This window comes from Pseudomonas sp. NPDC098747, from assembly GCF_044760045.1.
Classification (GTDB): Bacteria; Pseudomonadota; Gammaproteobacteria; order Pseudomonadales; family Pseudomonadaceae; genus Aquipseudomonas.
Map to the genome: position 1 here is coordinate 1 of NZ_JBIWAL010000011.1, position 20,671 is coordinate 20,671.

The window sequence follows — 20,671 nt, forward strand, 5'->3', positions numbered from 1 at the left end:
CAACGGTCTGCACGTGCACATTTCGATTCTGGACAAAGAAGGCAACAACATCTTCGCCAGCGAGGATCCCGAGCAGAACGCCGCGCTGCGACACGCGATCGGCGGTGTGCTGGAGACCCTGCCTGCGCAAATGGCTTTCCTCTGTCCGAACGTCAACTCGTACCGTCGTTTCGGCGCACAGTTCTACGTGCCGAACTCGCCGTGCTGGGGTATCGACAACCGCACCGTGGCGATCCGTGTGCCGACCGGTTCTGCGGATGCCGTGCGCATCGAGCATCGTGTAGCCGGTGCCGATGCCAACCCGTACCTGTTGATGGCGTCGGTGCTGGCCGGTATTCACCACGGCCTGACCAACCAGATCGAACCGGGTGCTCCGGTTGAAGGCAACAGCTACGAGCAGAACGAACAGAGCCTGCCGAACAACCTGCGCGACGCATTGCGTGAGCTGGACGACAGCGAAGTCATGGCCCGCTACATCGACCCGCTGTACATCGACGTGTTTGTCGCGTGCAAGGAAAGCGAGTTGGCCGAGTTCGAGAACTCGATCTCTGATCTTGAGTACAACTGGTATTTGCATACGGTCTGAAAAAAACCCTCACCCTAACCCTCTCCCAAAGGGAGAGGGGACTGATCCGGGGATGCTCGGGAATTGCTGCGACCTGAACCTGTTTTGCCGAATCCACAATCGACTCGGTGATTCAGGTCGGTGCACCTCCTGAGACAACTCGGTCGGTCCCCTCTACCTCCGGGAACGGGCTAGGGTGAGGGCAGCCATCTCAAGCCGAACACCCCACCCAGATTCCCCGAAAACCCCTCGTCGAGCCATAACAATGACAACGACCCGCAACGACTGGGAACAACGCTTCCAGTCCCTGACCATCGAATCCCGCGCGTTCATCAACGGTGAATACCGCCCGGCGATCAGCGGCGACACCTTCGAATGCCTGAGCCCCGTTGACGGCCGTTTCTTGGCCTCCGTCGCCAGCACCGATGAAGCCGACGCCAACCTCGCCGTCGAAGCCGCGCGCCAATCGTTCGAATCCGGCGTGTGGGCCAACAAAGCCCCGGCCGAGCGCAAGCGCATCCTGATCCGCTTCGCCGATCTGATCCTGCAAAACCAGGAAGAACTGGCGCTGCTGGAAACCCTCGACATGGGCAAGCCGATCAGCGACTCGATGAGCATCGACATCCCGGCGACCGCCAACGCGATCCGTTGGAGCGCCGAAGCCGTCGACAAGATCTACGACGAAGTCGCCGCCACCCCGCACGACCAACTCGGCCTGATCACTCGCGAGCCTTGCGGTGTGGTGGCGGCCATCGTGCCGTGGAACTTCCCGCTGATCATGGCCAGTTGGAAATTCGCCCCGGCGCTGGCGGCGGGTAACTCGTTCATCCTCAAGCCTTCGGAAAAATCCCCGCTGACGGCGATCCGCATTGCGCAGCTCGCGCTGGATGCCGGCATTCCGAAAGGCGTATTCAACGTCCTGCCGGGCTTCGGTCACACCGTTGGCAAGGCGCTGGCGTTGCACATGGACGTCGACGTGCTGGCCTTCACCGGCTCCACGGCGATTGCCAAGCAACTGATGATTTATGCCGGCCAGAGCAACATGAAACGCGTCTGGCTCGAAGCCGGCGGCAAGAGCCCGAACGTAGTGTTTGCCGACGCACCGGACTTGCGCGCAGCAGCACAAGCAGCGGCCGGCGCCATTGCCTTCAACCAGGGCGAGGTCTGCACCGCCGGTTCGCGTTTGCTGGTCGAACGCTCGATCCGCGAGCAGTTCATTCCGCTGCTGGTGGAAGCGCTGCAAGCGTGGCAACCCGGCCACGCCCTCGACCCGGCGACCACCGTCGGCGCCGTGGTCGATCAGCGTCAACTCGACAACGTGCTGCGCTATATCAGCATCGGTCGTGAGCAGGGCGCCGAGCTTATTGCCGGCGGCCAGCGCACCCTCGAAGAAACCGGTGGCCTCTACGTGCAACCGGCGCTTTTCGATGGCGTGACCAACGCCATGACCATCGCCCAGGAAGAAATCTTCGGCCCGGTGCTGTCGCTGATCACCTTCGACACCGTTGAGGAAGCGTTGCAGATCGCCAACGACAGCATCTTCGGCCTCGCCGCTGGCGTCTGGACCAGCAACTTGAGCAAGGCACACAACTTCGCTCGTGGCTTGCGCGCCGGCAGCGTCTGGGTCAACCAGTACGACGGCGGCGACATGACCGCGCCGTTCGGTGGCTTCAAACAGTCGGGCAACGGCCGCGACAAATCGCTGCACGCGTTCGACAAGTACACCGAGCTGAAAGCGACCTGGATCAAGCTCTAATTCTATTTACAACGGTGGGCGCCGGTTTTGCCGGCGTCCCTCGGAGAACAAAAATGAAACAACAACACGTAAACAGCTACTACGCCGCCACTCGCAATGAAGTCATCGACTTTCCGACCCTGGAAGAAGCGGTGGATTGCGACGTCTGCATCATCGGCGCCGGCTACACCGGCCTGTCCTCAGCACTGTTCCTCGCCGAGGCCGGCTACAAAGTCACAGTGCTGGAAGCGGCTAAAGTCGGCTACGGCGCGAGCGGCCGCAACGGCGGTCAACTGGTTAATTCCTACAGCCGCGACGTCGACGTAATCGAAGAGCGCTACGGCGACAAGACTGCGCAAATCCTCGGCAGCATGATCTTCGAAGGCGCCGACATCATTCGTTCGCGCATCAAGCAATACGACATCAAATGCGACTACCGCCCGGGCGGCATCTTCGCCGCGATGAACAAGAAACAGCTCAATGGCTTGGCCGAGCAGAAGAAAAACTGGGAACGCTACGGCAACCGCAATCTGAAGATGCTCGACGCCGCTGACATTCGTCGCGAAGTCGGCTCGGATGCGTACGTTGGTGGCTTGCTCGACTTGCAGGGCGGCCACGTTCACCCACTGAACCTGGCCCTCGGTGAAGCCGCCGCCATCGTGAGTCTGGGCGGCAAAATCTACGAGCAATCGGCCGCAGTGGAAATCACCTACGGCGAGCCCAATGTCGTACGCACCGCCAAAGGTCTGGTTCGTGCCAAGTACCTGCTGATCGCTGGCAACGCCTACCTGCCGCAAGGTCTCGACAACCGTGTGACCGCGAAAAGCATGCCGTGCGGCTCGCAGATCGTCGTCACTGAGCCGTTGACCGAGAAACAGGCACGCAGCCTGATCACCAACAACTACTGCGTCGAAGACTGCAACTATCTGTTGGACTACTACCGCCTCACCGCCGACAACCGTTTGCTTTACGGCGGCGGCGTGGTCTACGGCGCGCGTGAACCGGACGACATCGAACAATTGATTCGGCCGAAGATCCTCAAGACCTTCCCGCAGCTCAAAGACGTGAAAATCGACTACCGCTGGACCGGCAACTTCCTGCTGACCATGTCACGCATGCCGCAATTCGGCCGCATCGAGAAAAACGCCTACTACATGCAAGGCTACAGTGGCCACGGCGTTACGTGCTCGCACCTGGCCGGCAAGCTGATCTCGGAAATGATCCGCGGCGATGCCGAACGCTTCGATGCCTTTGCGTCGTTGCCACACATGCCAATGCTCGGCGGCCGAACCTTCTCCGCCCCACTGACCGCCCTCGGCGCCGTCTACTACTCGCTGCGCGACCGCTTCGGTATCTAAGTTACCTCCCCGGCGGCGGCCCCCAAGACCCCGCCGGTTTTTTCCTGATACACCAATTTCAGAATGTGGGAGCTGGCTCGCCAGCGATGTCGCCTGTGAGGGCGCCATCATTCCCCACTGACACACCACAGGTCTTGTGTTGATCCTGCAATTACCACCAGCAGGCTCTTTTCCCCCACCACCCATCGAACCTGCTGAGCAACACCACCAAACGTGATTTAATAGCGGCCTTTCACGGTTCCGGGACACGGGAGCAACGTGACCCACGCCCCGGCGCGTCACCCGCCACCCACCCCCATTACCCGTGGGTCTGCGCGAGAGCCGCCGAGCGGCGATCAGGCAGTTCTCGCGCAGAGCCTAAGTACTTCTCACATAAGGCAGTCATGGATACGGGTTCTCGACTCAAACTAGTACGCGAAAGCTACAAACTCTCCCAGCGCGAGCTGGCCCGGCGTAGCGGTGTGACCAACGCCACCATCTCCCTGATCGAACAGAATCGCGTCAGCCCCTCCGTCAGCTCATTGAAAAAGCTGCTCGAAGGCATCCCGATGTCCCTGGCCGACTTCTTCACCTTCGACCAGCCGCCACGCGAGCATCAATACGTCTTCCGCGCCAACGAACAACCCGACCTCGGCCGCCACGGCCTGCGCCTGCTACTGATCGGCGCCTCGGTCCCAAGCCGCCAGATGCGCCTGCTGCGCGAGCAATACGCACCGGGCGCGAGTTCCGGGGAAGAGCCGATTGTTCACTCGGAAGGTGAGGAGTGCGGGCTGGTGACGCGGGGGACGGTTGAGTTGACCGTGGATGGATCGGTGAGCGTGTTGAATGCCGGGGACGGGTATTACTTTCCGACGACGTTGCCGCATAAGTTTCGCAATATCGGGGCGGATGAGGCTGAGATTATTAGTGCGAATACGCCTGCTAACTTCTGATCGCTGTTTAAATTAGGCACACGTTGTGAATAAATCCGACACCTTTTACTGGGTTTCGGATTTTTTTGCGTGGATGAAATGTTTGTAGGGGGCAGGGTTTTGATTTGTAGGAAGGTTCTGAATGGGTGCGTGATGAGGCGAGGTTAAGGATGTTATGGCTCTTCTGGCATGTTTACATTGCGTGGTGGTTGATCGTAAGCCGTTTTTGATTTTCCGTAGAGCTTGATTTTTTGGGTGTTATAGTTATGTGAGGGAGCGGACTGTGCAATTAAATGATTTTCGGTGTTTATCTCGTGTTTATTGTCTAATTCTTGCTTCTTAACTTTTCTGGAGTGTAATGGTCTTAAACTGTATTGGTCAGTTTATAAAGCTTGAGGGAGACCTGAGCTGGGTAGTGTTTTTTGTTGTTTTTGCTCTATTTGCTTTGCATGGTTTTATTTTTTCTGTTCCATCGCTTCGCAATATATTCGATGGAAAAGTGATTGAAGAAAAGCACTATAATTTACGATGGGTGTTAATCGAAATAGTCTTTTTATCTGGAGTATTGGCCATTGCTTTTGTTCCTTTTATGATGGGGTTTGATTTTTTTAATGGTGTTTCGTACTGGGTAGTAGCGTCTTTTCTGTTTGTTTCTTTTCTTGGGTCGTTTTGCTATTTAAGCTTTTTTCAGCGTTCGTTTCGCTCTCGCCGTTGATGGGCTGGTTTTGTGACTACTGTTCAAGGCCTGATTCTCTGATTGAGTTCAGCGTGAAGCTGTCGGTTAAAGCTTCGAATGCTAGGGTTAGTGTTCCCATTTGCTTGTGGGCCCGTTCGTAGTTTATAGGGTCTCTATTGAAGAGTTGCACCGAGTCTGGCTTTCGGACGAGATGTATCATGCCTCGAATAGATAGATAGAGATCCACGCTGTAATAGGTAAGATTACCGTGTTTGATGCCAAAAACGTTCTGATAACCCATCCTGATAGGCCCGACAACACTTGGTTTATCGGGCCCGTTGAAGATGTTCCCCACACCCTCAAAAATGTTGTTGACGCCGTGCCCGATTAAGGCGATGCCCGTAACGCCAGCTTTACCTCGGGTGGCTCCAATCGCTAAGGCACCAGCCTGAAGTTGCATGCTTCCCGCAGCAATAGTCACTCCATTCTGAAGATAAAACATGGATGTGGTAGAAAGTTCTGCGTACTCCTCCCTAAGCTCCTGCAACCCTTGCTTGGCACTAATAATACCTTCATCAACAGCCCGAATAATCTCATTCGCATAGGACGAGACAATCTCGCCAAATTTGAGCTGGCTGAAGCTACCGTACAACTGAGTGGCGCCGATCTGGCACCCGAATGCGACCAGATCGGAAGCAGCCCGGGTAACGTCGTTGATGTCACACGAATCCTCATTCATCTTCATTTCCCCAACTACTAAAACCGCACGTGCCCGCCTGTAGGTGTGTCCAACTAATTTCGCGATAAGTAAACGACACCAATTCTTGCGGCTGGGCGTCGTTCAAATGGATGGCGTGGGGGACCTGAAGATTGATGTGTGCGATTTTTGCGCCGGCAATGTGGATTTTGAAGTACTTATCCTGTGTGCCAGCGGGGGAGGTTCGGTAGAAGAAGATTGTGCAGTCCAGCACTTCACGCTCATGAAGTGCGGCGGACAGTAGTGGTGAGGATTTGTCGATGTTCTTGGTGATCATGATCGGCAGGTGTTGACCACGGTCAGCAGTAACGCCGCCGTTAATGCCGGTGGTCATGTTGTGCGAGTAGGCCAGTACCATGATTTCGTCGAGGTGACCCAGTTGGCATTTGTTGCCGATTGAGTTTGTGTCAGAGCAACCGGCGGAGATCAGACCTTGTCGGTTTCCGATAATACTCATGTAACTGTGGTTGGCCATGGATACTCTGCTTTACTGAAGGGGTTACTCTTGTTTGAAGAGTAATCGTCAAATAAAGCGTGGGCGATTAGGCGTAGGCTCAAGTTTTACTAGGTTCAGAAACGTCTTACAGGATAGGTGGATTTAAGTGTGTGACTTTTCTGAAGTGCCACCTGCATCACTGCTCGCTACAGGAGCGATCAAGAAGGGGTGCTTTTTAAAAAATAGCCCGGCATTTGCGCCGGGCTTTTTTGGTTTTGAGTACTGCGGTTGTTTCTTTCGAAGCAGTTACTTCGCCTTCCAGTTCCCCCCACCACTTTCACAATCAATCTTCGCCTGCCCCAATTCCTCCGCGCCGTAGTAATACGTGGTCACCTGCGCGCCATCCGGGATGTTCAACGCCTTGGCGTTTTTATCCTTGCTGGTGGAGTGCGGGTTGGCGAGGGATTCCTGAGTAAGGGTGGCGATGCAAGTAGCCTTGTAGTGGTCGTCGCACTGCTGGACCTTTTTCTTGACGGCATTAACCATGTCTTTGCTTTCGTTGCTGCATGACCAATCGATGGCGTTGACGGGTGTGCCTTCGTACTCGTAGCAACTGTGTCCGGATACTGCCGGCACGGCGGAGCTGGAGGAACGGGTCTGGACGTCGCAGCCTTCGGCCATGACGCAGGTGGGGATGACGCTGAAGGTGGCGATCAGAAGCAGGAATCGAATGTTCATCGGGCTTTCCTCTTCAATGGCGCCGATTCTGATCAATGATTAGGCGCTTTTAGTTTCGAGATTGCTTGAGGGGCGGAGGTTCAATCAGGTTTTTGATTTGCGCTGTTTATCTAGATTGAGAAACAATCGGACATATCTAGTGCCCATGGATTGGAATTTGCTCATGATCGAGATCGGCAGTCGCAACAACGCCCCCACGTCGCAGCACCCAACCCACGACGTCTACATCTTCAACATCGACCTGTCACAACCGGCCACGCCTTTTTGTTTCGAACAGTCGACTGCTGGAGGGCATGGTGGGCAGGGCGGTGCGCGCTGGTTGGCGCTGGATGAACTGGATGCCTGGCCCGGTGAATGGCGCGAGCATCTGAAGAAAGCCGATTGCGCGTGGGTCGCGCAGATGATCGATGCGCATCCGGGAGCAGATCAAGCGGCGCTGGTTTCGTTGATTCTCGAACATCACTGCGATCCAGTGGGGCGTTAGAACGTGATTGGCACTTGACTCCGCGCAATATCCATATCGGCGACCGATACGGCGTTTAACCCAAGGAAACCCTTATGACTCAAACACTCGAGCGCGCCATTGCCATCGCCGCCACGGCTCACGCCGGGCAGGTGGACAAGGGCGGGGCGCCGTACATTTTGCATCCGCTGAAAGTGATGCTGCGTATGACCACGCTGAAAGAGCGCATCGTCGCGGTGCTGCACGATGTGGTCGAGGATTGCGAAATCAGTCTCGATGATCTGCGTAAGGAAGGTTTCAGCGAAGAGGTGCTAAGCGCTATTGAATCGGTGACCAAAGTGCCCGGCGAGTCCTACGAGGATTTTGTCGAACGCGCCGCGCAGAACCCGATAGGGCGTGTGGTGAAACTGGCGGATCTGGAAGAGAACAGCGACCTGTCGCGGATCGCCTCGCCGAGTTGGGAGGATCTGGAGCGGATCGAGAAATACCGCCGCGCAATCGGACGGTTACGCTCGTAACGTTAGGTCAGTTGAATTGCCAGGAAGGCATCTATGAAATCCATTCTCTGTTTGTTGATCGCCGCCGGTTTTGGCGCTGCGTTGCAGTCGCTCGGCGTGCCTCACGGTTTGCTGTTGGGCTCGATTCTTGTCACCGCATTGGTCGTCACTAAATCAGGTTTCGCACCTGTGACGCCTTACGGCTTGGGCTACATCCAGGTCACGCTCGGCATCGCTACCGGGCTGATGTTCGAAGCGTGGGACAGCGCGACGGCGTCGGCGATGTTGCCGAGCCTTGGCGTGTTGCTGCTGTGTCTGATCGTGCAGATTACGCTGTCCGCTTTGTGGCTGACGCGCGGCGCCGGATGGAATCGCACCGACGCGTTGCTGGCGGTGTATCCGGGGGCGTTGGCGGCGGTGTTCGATTTGCTGGAGTCGGAAAAAGCCTCGGGCAAGGTGATCATCGTGCACCTGATGCGGTTGTTGCTGATCACCGTGCTGGTGAGTTTTTTGATTCCGGGGCAGACATCGGTGGCGGTGGTGGAAAGCGCTCCGTTGACGACCGGGATGGCGCTGACTGTGTTCGCGGTGATCGGCTTGAGTATCATGCTTGGGCGATTGCTGCTGGTGATCGGCGTGCCAGCGCCGTTCATGTTGACGGCGATTATCATCACTGCGTTTTTCGTCAAAGCAGGATGGCTGCACGGCTTTGACATGCCGGACTGGAGTTTGAATCTGGCGGCACTGATTCTTGGCGTGCGAATCGGCTCGCGGTTTCAGGGGCTGGGCGTCAAGGAGTTAGGGCGGCATGGCCGCACGGCGCTGGTGTCGGTCGGGTTGATGATCGTGGTGGCGGCGGGATTTGCGGAAGTGGCGGCGAGATTTTTGGACAGTGATCCGCTGTCGCTGTGGCTGGCGTATATGCCGGGGGCGATCGAGACGATTGCGATTGTCGCGTTCGCTGGCGGGCTGAATGTGGTGTTTATTCTGACGCATCATTTGGCGCGGATGGTGCTGCTGCACTTTGCTCCGGTGTTGTTGGTGCAGGTGCGGCGGGTGCGGGAAGCTTCTTGATTTGTGCTGTGTCAGTTCAATCGATCCCCCTCACCCCAGCCCTCTCCCGGAGGGAGAGGGCGCTGGCCGTGGTGTTTTGCGCGATGCATCGACCTGAACGACCTTATCGATTATGGATTCACAGCAAGGAATTGCACGTCGGCGTACCACTGAAATATCCCCCAATCGGTCCCCTCTACCTCTGGGAGAGGGCTAGGGTGAGGGGCTCCTGATCCAGCACCATGAACTACACTCTCTGATTACCCCGCATCACCGCCAACCCCAGGCCCCGCCGGAGGTAATCATGAATCGCCTAACATCTATCGCGCTGATGATCGCTACCCTGTACGCCACTCCAGCCAGTGCACAATCCGTCGTCCCGCTCAAAGGTCAGACCTCGCAACAAACTCAAATCGACATAAACGACTGCCACTCCATCGCTTCGACTTCGGCTACTTCAAAACCCCAGGCAGGTGGTCGTCTGAAGGGCGCCGCTGTTGGTGCAGCCGCAGGAGCAGCAGGCGCTGAAGTGCGTGGTCGTCAGCACGACGAGCTCTACGACCGCGTCGACGATGATCGCAAGCAGGATTACCGACAAAACCGTGCCCAGCAGACTGCAGCAGCCGGTGCGGTAGTCGGTGGCTCTCGACAGCGACAGGAGCGGCGCGCGCAGAGCAAGACCGATGCGGCAGCCAGTTCCAGCGCCTATACCGGGTGTCTGCAAGGGCGCGGCTATCAGGTCACGCCTTGACGTCTGGGCTTGTGCGCGTCGAGCAGGTGCATCATCAACGCGCTGTAGAGCGTCACCAGAATGAACAACCCCATGCGCACGGCGAAGGCGCTGTAGACGTCTTTGCCCGCCGCGCTGTCCTGCACAGATTGGCCGAGCAGGATAATCATTGTCACCAGGGTGTTGAGCCAGAACCCGGGGCTGAACTGCGTCGGGCTGAGGCGATAGAGTTTGCGTGCCAGCCACAGGCCGAACAGCAGCATCCATAAAAAGAACATCCACAGATTCACGAACAGGCTCAATCCACACCACAGCAGCACCGCCAGCACGCCGGCAAGCAGGGTCGAGCCGAGCAGTTCGCGCCCCGCGTGATGAGTGTGGGTGGTGGAGCTTTGTTGGCCGAGGCTGACGGCTTTGAGGATGATCGGCAGGTAGCTGGCCGGGTCGCTGAGGGCCAGCAAAAAGGTCGGCAGCACGATCAGCGTCGCGCGCAGGGCCACGCGCGGGACTTCGTCGGCAGGCATGGCGGGTGGCTTGGGTGGGACGGGGCTATCGGGCCGTTCAGGAAATAATGCGTGACTGATGCCGACGACCGCGACTGCCAGCAACAGGCCTTTGACCAACGCACCAATCACCGCCATCGCCAGATCGAATTCGGCGAACCCGGCGGCGGAAATCATGGTCATGCCGATCACCAGAAAGGTCACGATCAACGGGTTGCCGCCGCGCAAACCGAAGCGAAACACCAGAAACAAACCGAGGCCGATCAACAACACAGCGCTCACCGGGTAATAGCGCAGCAACGGCACCAGCAGCAGGCCGATGCTGGTTGTGAGCGCCGCGACCAATGCCAGCACCAGCGCACCTTTGAGCGGCAATGGCCGGGGCAGGCTGGCCAACAGCAACACCGCCAGCACCGGCGAGATAAACGCCAGCGGCAGCGCCAGCGCATAACTGGCGGCGGTGCACAGCGCGGTGCCGAACGCTAGGCGTAACGCCCGTTGCGCCGGGACGCTGCGCTCAGTAGGCATACGACAGCCAGCTCATCAGCCCGACAAACAACCGCCCCAGCGGATTGAGCGGATTGCCTTCGGTGGGGAAGGCCATGACTTCAGCCTGACCACCGGCACGGATGGCGCGGTTGTCGACCAGGCGTTTTTTCGCCTCCTCAGTGAGTTCTATAATCACCGGAAAACGCTGCGCCGGACGCAGCCAGTCGCGGCTGTTCTGGATGCTCGGCAAGGTCCCCGGCGCTGGCGTCTGGCCGACGCTGACGCCATAGCCGACGCTGCGCACTCGGCCATCGAGGACTTCGCCGGGCAGCGCATCCAAAACGATAGATACCGGTGTTCCGGGTTGCACGCGGCCGAGGTTGTTTTCGGTAAGGTCGGCGCTGATCCACACATCATGAATCGCGATCAAGGTCATCACCGGGCTGCCGGCAGCGGTGAACTGGCCGACGTCGGTGCGCAGGTCGGTGATCAACCCGGCCGAACGCGCGCCGATGCGGGTGTTGGCCAGATCCAGCTCGGCTTTGGCCAGTGCCGAAGCGGCGCTGCGCAACTGCGCGTTGGTGTCGGTGTTGCCACCTTCCTGTTCCTGCGCGCGCTGCACTTCGGCGCGGGCGGCGGCGACCTGGGCGACCGCTTGCTCGCGGTTGGCTCGCGACACTTCCAGCAGGCGCACGGAGATGGTGCCCGGATCCTGTTTGTACAAACCTTCGAGACGTTGATTGTCTTGCCGCGTCTTGAGTTCGTTGGCTTGCGCAGCACGTAGCGAAGCTTGCGCCGAAGCGATGCCGGCGGTGCTGGCGCCGACCTGACGACGGGTCGATTCAAGATCGGCTTTCGCCCGATCCACGGCGATTTGCAGCGGTTGCGGATCGAGTTCAAAGAGGACGTCGCCAGCCTTGACGTCCTGATTGTTGCGCACATTGACCCGGATCACCCGACCGGCAACCTCCGCCGCAACCGGAATCACGAACGCACCGACCCGCGCCTGCTGGGTGTAGGGCGTGTAGCGGTCGGCGAGCAGATACCAGGCCAGGCTCAGCACAATCAACAGCAGCACCCAGCGGATGCCTTTTTTTGCCGGATCGGACGGGGCCGGGGCCGGAGCGGGAGGTGCGGCGTCAGTCATGGTGGCTGTCCTGCGACGGGAGTGGGTACAGCGGTTGAGCGGGCGGCGCGGTGAGCAAGTCGCCCCAATTGGTGCGTTGTTGCATCTGTTCGCGGGTCGGTTCGTCGATCTGCGGCGAAGTGCTTTGCCAACCCCCACCAAGGGCTTTGTAGAGGGCGATCAGATTGCTCACGGCATTGCTGCGACTGACCAGATAGTTGTCCTGCAACTCCAGCAGTGCCCGTTGAGCGTCGAGCACGCGCTGGAAGTCCGAATAACCTTCGCGGTATTGCGTGTTGGCCAGCACCAGCGAACGCCGCGCGGCACCTTCGGCCTCGCGCAGAATGCGCTCGCGCTCCAGCGCTTTGCTCAAACCACTGGCGGCGTCGTCGGCCTCGCGTGCGGCTTGGCGAACCTTGTCGCGGTAGGCTTCGATCAGTTGCTGCAAACGTGCGTCCTGCACCCGTATGTTGTTGCGGATGCGCCCGTAATCGAAGATGTTCCAGCGCAGGCTCGGCCCGCCGATCAGGTCGAGGCTGCGCGGCGTGGCGCTGAGGGAGTCGGTGGACCAGACGATGCTGCCGAGCAGGGTCAGCGATGGATACAAATCGGTTTCGGCGACGCCGACCAGCGCCGATTGCGCAGCGACATTCAGTTCCGCCGCGCGCACATCCGGACGGCGCAGCAGCAGGTTGGCGGGGACGTCTTGCAGCACGGCGCGATCCACCAGCGGAATCAGCCCCGGTTGTTCGGCCAGCAGCGCCGCGCCACCGGGCGGCTGGCCAACCAGCACCGCCAGGGCATTACGCGTACGCAGCAGTTGGTCTTCGAACGCCGGGAGGCTGCTCAGCGTGCCAAGGTATTGGGTTTTCGCCTGTTGCAGATCAAGTTCGGCGCTCTGGCCGCTGGTGAAGAGTTTTTCGGTGATCTCGAAATTGCGCTTTTGCTGGACGGCGTTTTCCCGGGCGACGCGCAGCCGCGCTTCAGTGGTGCGCAGGGAAAAATAGGTGTCGGCGACTTGCGCGCGCAGCAGCACCAGGGCGTCTTCGTAGTTGGCCTGCGCGGCGAAATATTGTGCATCGGATGACTCGATGGCACGGCTGAACCGGCCCCAGAAATCCAGTTCCCAACCGACATCGAACGCAGCGCTGTGTTGCCAGAAATGTAGATCCTGCGGGTTGTTGCCGCCGGACTGCTGGCGATCGACATACAGGCTGTCGACGCCGAGCTGTTGCAATTGCGGGTAGCGGCCGCTTTCGGCGATGCCCAGTTGTGCGCGGGCTTCGAGGACTCGCAGGCCAGCGATTTTCAGGCTGCTGTTGCGAGCATCGGCTTCGTTGATCAGGCGATCAAGCACCGGGTCGGCGAATACCTGCCACCATTGGCGCAGATCCGGTTGTGCGACGCGTTCACTGGCGTGTTCCAGAGCCGTACTGTTCCATTGTTTACTCCACGCTTCGCCCGGCGGCTGGAAATCCGGTCCCAGGCGCATGCAGCCGCTCAAACTCAGGGCACCAACCAATAGCAGATGACCGGGCCTTGTCAGCAGTGCTGTTGTTGCAGGCATTGCTTGTTTTCCCGGACCGCGAATTTCAATGGAGCATAGACGGCAGATTGCAGTTTGTTCGGGCGAATCTGCTGCTACGCTTGGCAGGCAACTGTACCCCACCCAAACAGGACGAAACAATGGACACTGCCCAAGATCCGGTGACCCCGCCGACCCCCGCAACCTGGCGCTTCAAAGTGGGTGTGGGGATCATTTGCCTGATGCTCGGTTCGTGGTTGATGGTGCCGCTGGCGGCTGCGCTTGATGTGCCCGGCTCGAAAGTGGCAGCGCTGACCGGCGTGTTGTTTATCAGCAACAAGGTGTTGTTGCTGGTGGTGATCGCGGTGATGGGCAAGGCCGGTTTCGCTGAGCTCAAGCGCACAATTGGGCGTTATGTCTCGGGGATCATTCCAACCCCGGTCGACGAGGTTGGGCCGACGCGCCATCGCATCGGTGTGGTGATGTTTTGCCTGCCGTTGCTGACCTCTTTTCTGGAACCGTATTTCGATAATTTCTGGCCGGGGTTGCGCCCCAATCTGTGGCAACTGCAATTGCTTGGGGATTTGATGTTTGTTGGCAGCTTCTTTGTACTGGGGGGGAATTTCTGGGACAAGGCTCATGCGCTTTTTGTGCGCAAGGCGCGGGTAGTCACCGTTTGAGATCGTAACAATTGATACCTGCCGGTTTGTGTTTGCCCGAGGTTTTCGCTAGTCTGCGTCAAAACCTGCAACTACAAGCATAAACAGGCAGAGTCATGCACGACCACTCCGTTACCGAACTGCCGTCACTGCGCCGGCAGAAAATCCTCCTGATCCTCGAACGCGACGGCAAGGTCATGGCCTCCGAGTTGAGCCAGCATTTTGCCGTGTCCGAGGATACGATTCGCCGCGACCTCGCCGAACTCGATAACGCCGGGTTGGTGCAGCGGGTACATGGTGGGGCGTTGCCGCGACCCAAAGACACCGGCAAGGATTACTTCACCCGGATCAGTGAAACCGACGAAGTAAAAACTCGCCTGGCGCAGCTCGCTGCCGGACGGGTGAAGGACGGCCAGATCGTGCTGTTCGATTCCGGCACCACCACGTTGCAGATCGCCCGCTCGCTGCCGGCCGATATCAAAATTACCGCCGTCACCACGTCGCCGATGACCGCCATCACCCTGGCTGAATACCAAGGCATCAAGGTGATTCTCGCGGGCGGCCAACTCAATCTGGCAACGATGTCGGTCAGCGGCCACGAAACCGTGCGCCTGCTGCAAAGCATCAAGGCTGATGTGCTGTTTACCGGGGTGTGCGCGATTCATCCGGAAGTCGGGCTGAGTTCTCTGTACTTCGATGAGGTGCCGGTGAAGCAGGCATTGTTCGAGAGCGCCGCGCAGGTGATTGCGGTGACCACGGCGGACAAGCTGGGGGCGGTCGAGCCGTTTGTGGTGACGCCGTGCAATCGCGTGCATACGCTGATTACCGAGCGGCATCTGGCATCGGGCAGTGTCGAGGATTATCGGCGGTTGGGGATTGAGGTGGAGCAGTTGCCTGACTGAAAGTGTTGAGGTGAGTCTGATGGCCTCATCGCTGGCAAGCCAGCTCCCACAGGATTTACTGGCGTACATGGAATATGTGTACGACACGGACACTGTGGGAGCTGGCTTGCCAGCGATGGGGTCATTACATTCAACGCAATTTTTCGAGCATCTGGTAATACCACATCCCCGCCGCCAACAACGGATTGCCCAACAAATCCCCCATCGGCACGCGAATGTGCTGACACGCCGCAAACGTATCGAACTGTTCCATCTGCCCGGTAATCGCCCGGCTCATGATTTCGCCCATGATGTGCGTTGTCGCGATGCCGTGGCCGGAGTAGCCCTGGCAGTACCAGACGTTGTCCGAGAGTTTGCCCAGTTGCGGGATGCGGTTGATGACGATGCCCATTGCGCAGCTCCACTGGTAGTCGATCTGCACGCCTTTGAGCGCTGGGAAGGTCTGCTCGATACACGGGCGCAGTTCGGCAGCGATGTCGCGTGAATCCTTGCCGCTGTAGTTGGCGCCGCCGCCAAACAGCAGACGACCGTCGGCGGTGAGGCGGTAGTAATCGAGGACGAAACGGCAGTCGTAGACCGCCAAATCCTCAGGGTTGATCTGACGCGCCAGATCGCCCAGCGGCGCGGTGGTGACGATGCCGCCCATGGCCGGGAAAATCTTGCCCTTGAGCTGGCCGGGTTCGAGCTTGTGATAGACGTCACCGGCCAGCATCACCTGGTTGGCGTCGATCTGGCCGTGGGCAGTGCGCACCCCTGGCGTATCGCCGTGAATGATCTCCAGCACTTCGCTGTTTTCGAAGATCAGCGCGCCGAGACTTTCCGCCGCCCGCGCTTCACCGATGCACAGGTTGAGCGGGTGCAGGTGCATGTTGCGGGTGTTCTTGATCGCGCCGTGGTAGAGCTCGCTTTGCAGCAGATCGCGCACCTGGCTGCGGTCGAGCAGGCTGACCTCGTCACCCAACCCGCGACGCACGGCTTCTTCGTAGTCCTTGCGCAGATCGGTCATGTGGCTTGGCTTGTACGCCGCGTGCAAGTGACCGTGTTTGAGGTCGCACTGGATAGCGTATTTTTCCACGCGCTGCTTGATGATTTCGTGCCCGCGCCAGCGCAGGTGCCAGATGAAATCGTCGACCTCGTCACCGAGTGTCGGGCGCATCTGTTTGCGCATCGCGCCGTCACCGGAGAGGCTGCCGGTGACTTGGCCGCCATTGCGCCCAGTGGCGCCCCAACCGATTTTGTTACTTTCGACGATGGCGACTTTCAAGCCTTTTTCAGCGAGTTCGACAGCGGTGGCGACGCCGGTGAAGCCGCCGCCGATGATCACCACATCGACTTTGTGCCGGCCTTGCAGGGTCGGGTAGTCAGTCTCGTGGTTGAGGGTGGCGGTGTAGTAGGAATTGCAGCGATTGGTCATTTTATTGTCCACACAAATTCGGGAAACAGAGTGCAGTCCCCTGTGGGAGCTGGCTTGCCAGCGATAGCGGAGTGTCAGTCACCAGAGATGCTGAATGTGCCGGCCCCATCGCTGGCAAGCCAGCTCCCACAGGTTACAGTGGTGTAATCAGGCCTCGGTCAGGTACCAACGCCAATCCTGCTCACCCACTTCAGCCATGAACTGCCGATACTCGGCCCGCTTCACCGCCAGGTACACCCCAAGAAATTCCTGGCCCAAGGCATCCCGTGCCCACACCGAATTTTCCAGTGCCTGCAACGAAGTCAGCCAATCGGTCGGCAGCAGTTCCTTGGCTTGCGCATAGCCGTTGCCCTCAACCGGTGCGCCCGGATCAAGGTTCTCGCGAATGCCGCGATGGATGCCGGCAAGGATCGCCGCCGCCGCCAGATACGGGTTGGCGTCGGCGCCGCAGATGCGGTGCTCGATGTGCCGGGTGTGGGCCGGGCCGCCGGGTACGCGCAGGCTGACGGTGCGGTTATCGATGCCCCAGGTCGGCGCCAATGGCGCGTAGCTGTTGGCCTGAAAACGCCGGTAGGAGTTAGCGTTCGGGCAGAACAGCAGCAGTGAATCAAGCAACGAGGCGAGCATGCCGCCAATCGCCGTACGCAGCAGCGGGGTGCCGGCCGGGTCTTCGGAGGCGAACAGGTTGCGCCCCTCGCCGTCGGCGAGGCTGACATGCATGTGCATGCCGGTGCCGGCCAGATCATCGAACGGCTTGGCCATGAACGTCGCCTGCATGCCGTGCTTGTGTGCCACGGCTTTGACCAGTCGCTTGTAGCGCACCGCCTGATCCATCGCCTCCAGCGCATCGCCGTGTTCGAGGGTGATTTCCACCTGACCCGGGGCGTATTCCGAGATCGCCGTGCGCGCCGGAATGCCGTGCAGTTTACAGGCGCTGTAGAGGTCGGCGAGGAACGGTTCGATTTGTTCCAGCTCGCGCAAACCGTAGACCTGGGTATGTCGCGGTCGACCCCCATCAGCGTCCAGCGCCGGTTGCGGACGACCGTTGTGATCGCGTTTTGCGTCGAGCAGATAAAACTCCAGCTCGCAGGCCATCACCGGGTTGTAACCCTCGGCCTTGAGAGCGTCGACAACCTTGATCAGCAGGTGGCGCGGGTCGGCGATGCTGGCGGGCATGCCCTCGGTCGGGTGCATGCTGACCTGCACCGCTGCGGTCGGAATCTTGCGCCACGGCAGGCGCACCAGACTGCCCTCCAGCGGGTAGGCACGGCAGTCGATATCGCCGACGTCCCAGACCAGACCGGAGTTCTCGACGTCCTCACCCTGTACGGTCAGACCGAGGATGGTGCTGGGCAGCGGGCGACCGCTTTCGTACACGGCGAGCAGTTCTTCGCGGTGCAACAGCTTGCCGCGCGGCACGCCGTTGGCGTCGAGGATGAACAGCTCGATCATGTCGATATCGGGATTTTGTTCAAGGAACAGGCGTGCGTCTTCAATGGCTGCGAATTTCATGGCAAACACTCACGTTGGCGCCGCACAGGCGCGCAGATTCGGGCCGGACGCGGCGCAGTAAAAGGCGCGGGCGTCCTGGCAGGGAATATCAGGGAATAGGGAGCTGTCGCGGGTTATTAACGGGCGCGATCAGAGAGTCCGGGCGATATCCGGCGGGCGTGCGGAGTGACGCAGCTTGGAACGGCGCAGGGCCATGGGGAGATTGACGATACGATTCATACGCCGCCCCTGTGAGAGAGGGCGCGCAGAGTAGAGACGTTCAACGATTCTGATTGTTGTAGTGACGTGCTCATAACGCATGTTTCCGTTGGCGGAAAACGTCGGCGGCGGAATGCCCCGTCGACCGGTGTGCCCGGATAGTAAGGGGGAATTCGCGGGCGTGTAAACGACTGTTTCGGGGGACTGCGCAGTGTGCCCCCACAAAAGTGGTGGGTCAGCCGCCGGTCATATTCATGAAGCGTACGACCTGGACGTCGTCATTGACCTCGAAATTATGCCGATACGGTTTGATTTTCATCGCCTCGATGATGGCTTTCTCCAGACGTTCCGTTTGCCCCGGATGAGCGCGCAGCACCGCTTTCAAATCCACCGAATGTTCGTTACCCAGGCACAGTAGCAGGCGACCTTCGACGGTCATCCGCACCCGATTGCAGGTGCCGCAGAAATTGTGGCTATGCGGCGAGATAAACCCCAGGCGAATCTGCGGGGCCTCGGCCAGACGCCAATAGCGCGACGGGCCTTGAGTGGATTCCGTCGAGTCGATCAGCGTGTAGCGTTCGGCGATTTTTTCACGCACCTGCGCGCTGGAAAAAAACGACTCGGCACGGCTGTGGTCGCTGATGATCCCCAGTGGCATTTCCTCGATGAAAGAGATATCGAGCTGACGGTCGATGGCAAAACTCACCAGATCATTGATCTCGTGATCGTTGCGGCCCTGCATCACCACGCAGTTGAGTTTCGTGCGGGTGAAACCGGCCTTGCGCGCGGCATCGACACCGTTGATCACTTGCGCCAGATCGCCTGTGCGGGTCATTTGTTTGAAGCGCTCGGGGTCGAGACTGTCGAGGCTGATGTTCAGGCGCTTGACCCCAGCGTCGAACAGCGGCGCGGCGAGTTTGCCCAACTGCGAGCCGTTGGTGGTCAGGCACAGTTCACGCAGGCCCGGCAGGGCAGCGATCTGCTCGCACAGCTGCACCACGCCCCGTCGGATCAGCGGCTCGCCGCCGGTAAGGCGAATCTTGCGGGTGCCCAGCGCGACGAAGCTTTGCGCCAGTTGATAGATCTCTTCCAGCGTCAGCACTTGTTGGCGCGGCAGAAACTCCATCTCTTCAGCCATGCAATAGACGCAGCGGAAGTCGCAACGGTCGGTCACCGACATGCGCAGATAGTCGACGCGGCGGTTGTGAGCATCGATCAGGACGCGCTCTGTCATGACAGCCTCGCAGGATTGAAACCGCTGGTGAACGGAATTGGACGGGGCAGGGTATGGGTAACTGCCTGAACCGTCCAATCACTGTTAGTGACCGGCTGATTGATAGCGTCGATGATCAAGTGTGGGAGCTGTGTTGGTCGAAAATCCGTGAACACCGCAAGACCCTGTGGGAGCTGGCTTGCCAGCGATGAGGCCAGCACAGTTGGCATTGATGTTGACTGATCCTCCGCCATCGCTGGCAAGCCAGCTCCCACCGGTTCTGTGGTGTGCTTAAGGGTTATTGCGCACCAAACATCGCGGTCCAGTAGATCCCTGCATCGCTTTTCGGGTCGGTCGCATAGGCGGCGCCCAGTTCCTTGTATTGCGGGTTCATCAGGTTGGCGCAGTGGCCGGGGCTGGCGAGCCAACCGTCGACGACTTTGCCCACGGTGTCCTGGCCGGCGGCGATGTTTTCGCCGACCAGTTGGCCGCTGTAGCCGGCCAGTTCTGCGCGGTCGCCGGGGGTGCGGCCGTCGCGGTCTTTGTGGTCGAGGTAGTTTTTGTTGGCCATGTCGCGGCTGTGATCCTGGGCGACGGTGCCCAAGGTCGCATTCCAGGCCAGCGGCGCAACAGCGGCAAAGGGTTGGCCGCCGCATTGGCGTGGCTGACTGCGTGCAGTGTTGAGTTGTTCGAGCAGTTTTTGCCCTTCACTCTGCGCATCGCCGAGTTTGGCCGACAGCAGCGGCCGCGCCAGCACGATGCGCCAGTCGCGATCGGCGCGGCTGACGCCGACATCGACAAACTGCGGATCCAGCACCACCTGACAGAAACTCTCCTGAATCGCCTTCATCGCCGACGCCGCATCGCGCGGGCCGTTGAGGGTGATCGCCTGCACGTTGACCATCGGGTAACTGGCGCTGGCCATGGCTTGCTGCAGGTTGACGGCGCCGCTGGCCGGCAACCTCAAGCGTGGATCAGCCGACAAGGGCGGCAACTCATTGGACGCCTGCGTACCACAACGTTGCGGCTGGCTGCGGTAGCTGTTGATCGAATCGATCAGTTGCGATTCGTCGGAGGCCATGGCCGAGGCAGCAAACATTACGCCGGCGGACAACGCGGCAAATGGCAAAACGGATCGCGTGAAGCGCATGGAATTCTCCCTTGAGCTGAATGCGCCCATGATGCGCGAAAGGCCCCCGGTGGGTGCAATG

Annotated in this window: 20 protein-coding genes and 1 pseudogene; 11 read left to right on the plus strand and 10 right to left on the minus strand. The window is 59.3% G+C overall.

Features of this window, described 5'->3' with window-relative positions; translation table 11 throughout:
• The 5 genes and pseudogenes from ACIQVE_RS09445 to ACIQVE_RS09465 form a co-directional block, all read left to right on the plus strand.
• Positions 1 to 586: pseudogene (locus ACIQVE_RS09445) on the plus strand (glutamine synthetase); the annotation flags it as partial.
• A gap of 244 nt (positions 587 to 830) precedes the next feature.
• Entirely contained in the window at positions 831 to 2,321 is a 1,491-nt protein-coding gene (locus ACIQVE_RS09450; protein ID WP_402807162.1) for an aldehyde dehydrogenase, read from the plus strand.
• A 53-nt stretch (positions 2,322 to 2,374) separates the two neighbouring features.
• Complete coding sequence (locus ACIQVE_RS09455) at positions 2,375 to 3,658, plus strand: NAD(P)/FAD-dependent oxidoreductase (RefSeq protein WP_402807164.1); 1,284 nt, start codon at positions 2,375 to 2,377, stop codon at positions 3,656 to 3,658.
• Positions 3,659 to 4,041: 383 nt separating this feature from the next.
• Entirely contained in the window at positions 4,042 to 4,590 is a 549-nt protein-coding gene (locus ACIQVE_RS09460; RefSeq protein WP_042558757.1) for a cupin domain-containing protein, read from the plus strand.
• A 337-nt stretch (positions 4,591 to 4,927) separates the two neighbouring features.
• A complete protein-coding gene (locus tag ACIQVE_RS09465) occupies positions 4,928 to 5,284 on the plus strand; it encodes a hypothetical protein (RefSeq protein ID WP_402807167.1) in 357 nt (118 codons plus the stop codon).
• A 16-nt stretch (positions 5,285 to 5,300) separates the two neighbouring features.
• Here the strand turns inward: ACIQVE_RS09465 and ACIQVE_RS09470 are convergent, their stop codons facing one another.
• The 3 genes from ACIQVE_RS09470 to ACIQVE_RS09480 all read right to left on the minus strand — a co-directional run bounded on the left by ACIQVE_RS09470 (position 5,301) and on the right by ACIQVE_RS09480 (position 7,176).
• Positions 5,301 to 5,984, minus strand: coding sequence for a DUF4225 domain-containing protein (locus ACIQVE_RS09470; RefSeq protein ID WP_402807170.1), 684 nt, complete (start codon positions 5,982 to 5,984; stop codon positions 5,301 to 5,303).
• Positions 5,977 to 6,477 carry an Hcp family type VI secretion system effector gene (locus tag ACIQVE_RS09475; RefSeq protein WP_402807171.1) on the minus strand — a complete coding sequence of 167 codons (501 nt, stop codon included), beginning with the start codon at positions 6,475 to 6,477 and terminating at the stop codon, positions 5,977 to 5,979. Before ACIQVE_RS09475 ends, ACIQVE_RS09470 begins: the two co-directional genes overlap by 8 nt.
• 267 nt (positions 6,478 to 6,744) lie before the next feature.
• On the minus strand, positions 6,745 to 7,176 hold the full coding sequence (locus ACIQVE_RS09480; protein WP_402807173.1) for a hypothetical protein: 432 nt from the start codon (positions 7,174 to 7,176) through the stop codon (positions 6,745 to 6,747).
• A 163-nt stretch (positions 7,177 to 7,339) separates the two neighbouring features.
• Here ACIQVE_RS09480 and ACIQVE_RS09485 point away from each other — a divergent pair, with 163 nt between their 5' ends.
• From ACIQVE_RS09485 to ACIQVE_RS09500, 4 genes are all read left to right on the plus strand, one after another.
• A complete protein-coding gene (locus tag ACIQVE_RS09485; protein WP_402807175.1) occupies positions 7,340 to 7,660 on the plus strand; it encodes a hypothetical protein in 321 nt (106 codons plus the stop codon).
• A gap of 74 nt (positions 7,661 to 7,734) precedes the next feature.
• A complete protein-coding gene (locus ACIQVE_RS09490; RefSeq protein ID WP_402807178.1) occupies positions 7,735 to 8,157 on the plus strand; it encodes an HD domain-containing protein in 423 nt (140 codons plus the stop codon).
• Between the two features lie 33 nt (positions 8,158 to 8,190).
• A complete protein-coding gene (locus ACIQVE_RS09495; protein ID WP_402807180.1) occupies positions 8,191 to 9,210 on the plus strand; it encodes an AbrB family transcriptional regulator in 1,020 nt (339 codons plus the stop codon).
• Positions 9,211 to 9,493: 283 nt separating this feature from the next.
• Complete coding sequence (locus tag ACIQVE_RS09500) at positions 9,494 to 9,940, plus strand: hypothetical protein (RefSeq protein WP_402807182.1); 447 nt, start codon at positions 9,494 to 9,496, stop codon at positions 9,938 to 9,940.
• Here the strand turns inward: ACIQVE_RS09500 and ACIQVE_RS09505 are convergent.
• The 3 genes from ACIQVE_RS09505 to ACIQVE_RS09515 are packed head-to-tail and all read right to left on the minus strand — an operon-like array spanning position 9,925 to position 13,604.
• The gene (locus ACIQVE_RS09505) at positions 9,925 to 10,950 is read right to left on the minus strand and encodes a DUF2955 domain-containing protein (protein ID WP_402807185.1); all 1,026 of its coding nucleotides are present in this window, start codon (positions 10,948 to 10,950) and stop codon (positions 9,925 to 9,927) included. The genes ACIQVE_RS09500 and ACIQVE_RS09505 overlap by 16 nt on opposite strands.
• The gene (locus ACIQVE_RS09510) at positions 10,940 to 12,058 is read right to left on the minus strand and encodes an HlyD family secretion protein (RefSeq protein WP_402807186.1); all 1,119 of its coding nucleotides are present in this window, start codon (positions 12,056 to 12,058) and stop codon (positions 10,940 to 10,942) included. The genes ACIQVE_RS09505 and ACIQVE_RS09510 overlap by 11 nt, the downstream gene beginning before the upstream one ends.
• Entirely contained in the window at positions 12,051 to 13,604 is a 1,554-nt protein-coding gene (locus ACIQVE_RS09515; protein ID WP_402807188.1) for an efflux transporter outer membrane subunit, read from the minus strand. Before ACIQVE_RS09515 ends, ACIQVE_RS09510 begins: the two co-directional genes overlap by 8 nt.
• Positions 13,605 to 13,723: 119 nt before the next feature.
• Between ACIQVE_RS09515 and ACIQVE_RS09520 the strand changes: the two genes are divergently transcribed.
• Together ACIQVE_RS09520 and ACIQVE_RS09525 are read left to right on the plus strand one after the other, a co-directional pair.
• Positions 13,724 to 14,242 carry a transporter suffix domain-containing protein gene (locus tag ACIQVE_RS09520; RefSeq protein WP_402807190.1) on the plus strand — a complete coding sequence of 173 codons (519 nt, stop codon included), beginning with the start codon at positions 13,724 to 13,726 and terminating at the stop codon, positions 14,240 to 14,242.
• 95 nt (positions 14,243 to 14,337) lie between these two features.
• Positions 14,338 to 15,123, plus strand: coding sequence for a DeoR/GlpR family DNA-binding transcription regulator (locus ACIQVE_RS09525; protein ID WP_402807193.1), 786 nt, complete (start codon positions 14,338 to 14,340; stop codon positions 15,121 to 15,123).
• Between the two features lie 130 nt (positions 15,124 to 15,253).
• Here ACIQVE_RS09525 and ACIQVE_RS09530 read toward each other — a convergent pair whose 3' ends face one another.
• The 4 genes from ACIQVE_RS09530 to ACIQVE_RS09545 all read right to left on the minus strand — a co-directional run bounded on the left by ACIQVE_RS09530 (position 15,254) and on the right by ACIQVE_RS09545 (position 20,610).
• Positions 15,254 to 16,537, minus strand: a complete 1,284-nt coding sequence (locus ACIQVE_RS09530; RefSeq protein WP_402807196.1) for an NAD(P)/FAD-dependent oxidoreductase — start codon at positions 16,535 to 16,537, stop codon at positions 15,254 to 15,256.
• Positions 16,538 to 16,684: 147 nt separating this feature from the next.
• Entirely contained in the window at positions 16,685 to 18,049 is a 1,365-nt protein-coding gene (locus tag ACIQVE_RS09535; RefSeq protein ID WP_402807198.1) for a glutamine synthetase family protein, read from the minus strand.
• Between the two features lie 433 nt (positions 18,050 to 18,482).
• Positions 18,483 to 19,481: a GTP 3',8-cyclase MoaA gene (gene moaA / locus ACIQVE_RS09540; RefSeq protein WP_402807201.1), complete on the minus strand. Its 999-nt coding sequence runs from the start codon at positions 19,479 to 19,481 to the stop codon at positions 18,483 to 18,485.
• A 277-nt stretch (positions 19,482 to 19,758) separates the two neighbouring features.
• Positions 19,759 to 20,610 carry a CAP domain-containing protein gene (locus tag ACIQVE_RS09545; RefSeq protein ID WP_402807204.1) on the minus strand — a complete coding sequence of 284 codons (852 nt, stop codon included), beginning with the start codon at positions 20,608 to 20,610 and terminating at the stop codon, positions 19,759 to 19,761.
• Between the last annotated feature and the right edge of the window lie 61 nt (positions 20,611 to 20,671).

Coding starts and splice junctions, on each gene's coding strand:
- moaA (WP_402807201.1), bottom strand. CDS start 19,481: ATGACAGAGCGCGTCCTGATCGATGCTCACAACCGCCGCGTCGACTAT.
- ACIQVE_RS09495 (WP_402807180.1), top strand. CDS start 8,191: ATGAAATCCATTCTCTGTTTGTTGATCGCCGCCGGTTTTGGCGCTGCG.
- ACIQVE_RS09470 (WP_402807170.1), bottom strand. CDS start 5,984: ATGAATGAGGATTCGTGTGACATCAACGACGTTACCCGGGCTGCTTCC.
- ACIQVE_RS09455 (WP_402807164.1), top strand. CDS start 2,375: ATGAAACAACAACACGTAAACAGCTACTACGCCGCCACTCGCAATGAA.
- ACIQVE_RS09520 (WP_402807190.1), top strand. CDS start 13,724: ATGGACACTGCCCAAGATCCGGTGACCCCGCCGACCCCCGCAACCTGG.
- ACIQVE_RS09545 (WP_402807204.1), bottom strand. CDS start 20,610: ATGCGCTTCACGCGATCCGTTTTGCCATTTGCCGCGTTGTCCGCCGGC.
- ACIQVE_RS09515 (WP_402807188.1), bottom strand. CDS start 13,604: ATGCCTGCAACAACAGCACTGCTGACAAGGCCCGGTCATCTGCTATTG.
- ACIQVE_RS09535 (WP_402807198.1), bottom strand. CDS start 18,049: ATGAAATTCGCAGCCATTGAAGACGCACGCCTGTTCCTTGAACAAAAT.
- ACIQVE_RS09500 (WP_402807182.1), top strand. CDS start 9,494: ATGAATCGCCTAACATCTATCGCGCTGATGATCGCTACCCTGTACGCC.
- ACIQVE_RS09490 (WP_402807178.1), top strand. CDS start 7,735: ATGACTCAAACACTCGAGCGCGCCATTGCCATCGCCGCCACGGCTCAC.
- ACIQVE_RS09485 (WP_402807175.1), top strand. CDS start 7,340: ATGATCGAGATCGGCAGTCGCAACAACGCCCCCACGTCGCAGCACCCA.
- ACIQVE_RS09505 (WP_402807185.1), bottom strand. CDS start 10,950: ATGCCTACTGAGCGCAGCGTCCCGGCGCAACGGGCGTTACGCCTAGCG.
- ACIQVE_RS09525 (WP_402807193.1), top strand. CDS start 14,338: ATGCACGACCACTCCGTTACCGAACTGCCGTCACTGCGCCGGCAGAAA.
- ACIQVE_RS09510 (WP_402807186.1), bottom strand. CDS start 12,058: ATGACTGACGCCGCACCTCCCGCTCCGGCCCCGGCCCCGTCCGATCCG.
- ACIQVE_RS09450 (WP_402807162.1), top strand. CDS start 831: ATGACAACGACCCGCAACGACTGGGAACAACGCTTCCAGTCCCTGACC.
- ACIQVE_RS09465 (WP_402807167.1), top strand. CDS start 4,928: ATGGTCTTAAACTGTATTGGTCAGTTTATAAAGCTTGAGGGAGACCTG.
- ACIQVE_RS09530 (WP_402807196.1), bottom strand. CDS start 16,537: ATGACCAATCGCTGCAATTCCTACTACACCGCCACCCTCAACCACGAG.
- ACIQVE_RS09475 (WP_402807171.1), bottom strand. CDS start 6,477: ATGGCCAACCACAGTTACATGAGTATTATCGGAAACCGACAAGGTCTG.
- ACIQVE_RS09460 (WP_042558757.1), top strand. CDS start 4,042: ATGGATACGGGTTCTCGACTCAAACTAGTACGCGAAAGCTACAAACTC.
- ACIQVE_RS09480 (WP_402807173.1), bottom strand. CDS start 7,176: ATGAACATTCGATTCCTGCTTCTGATCGCCACCTTCAGCGTCATCCCC.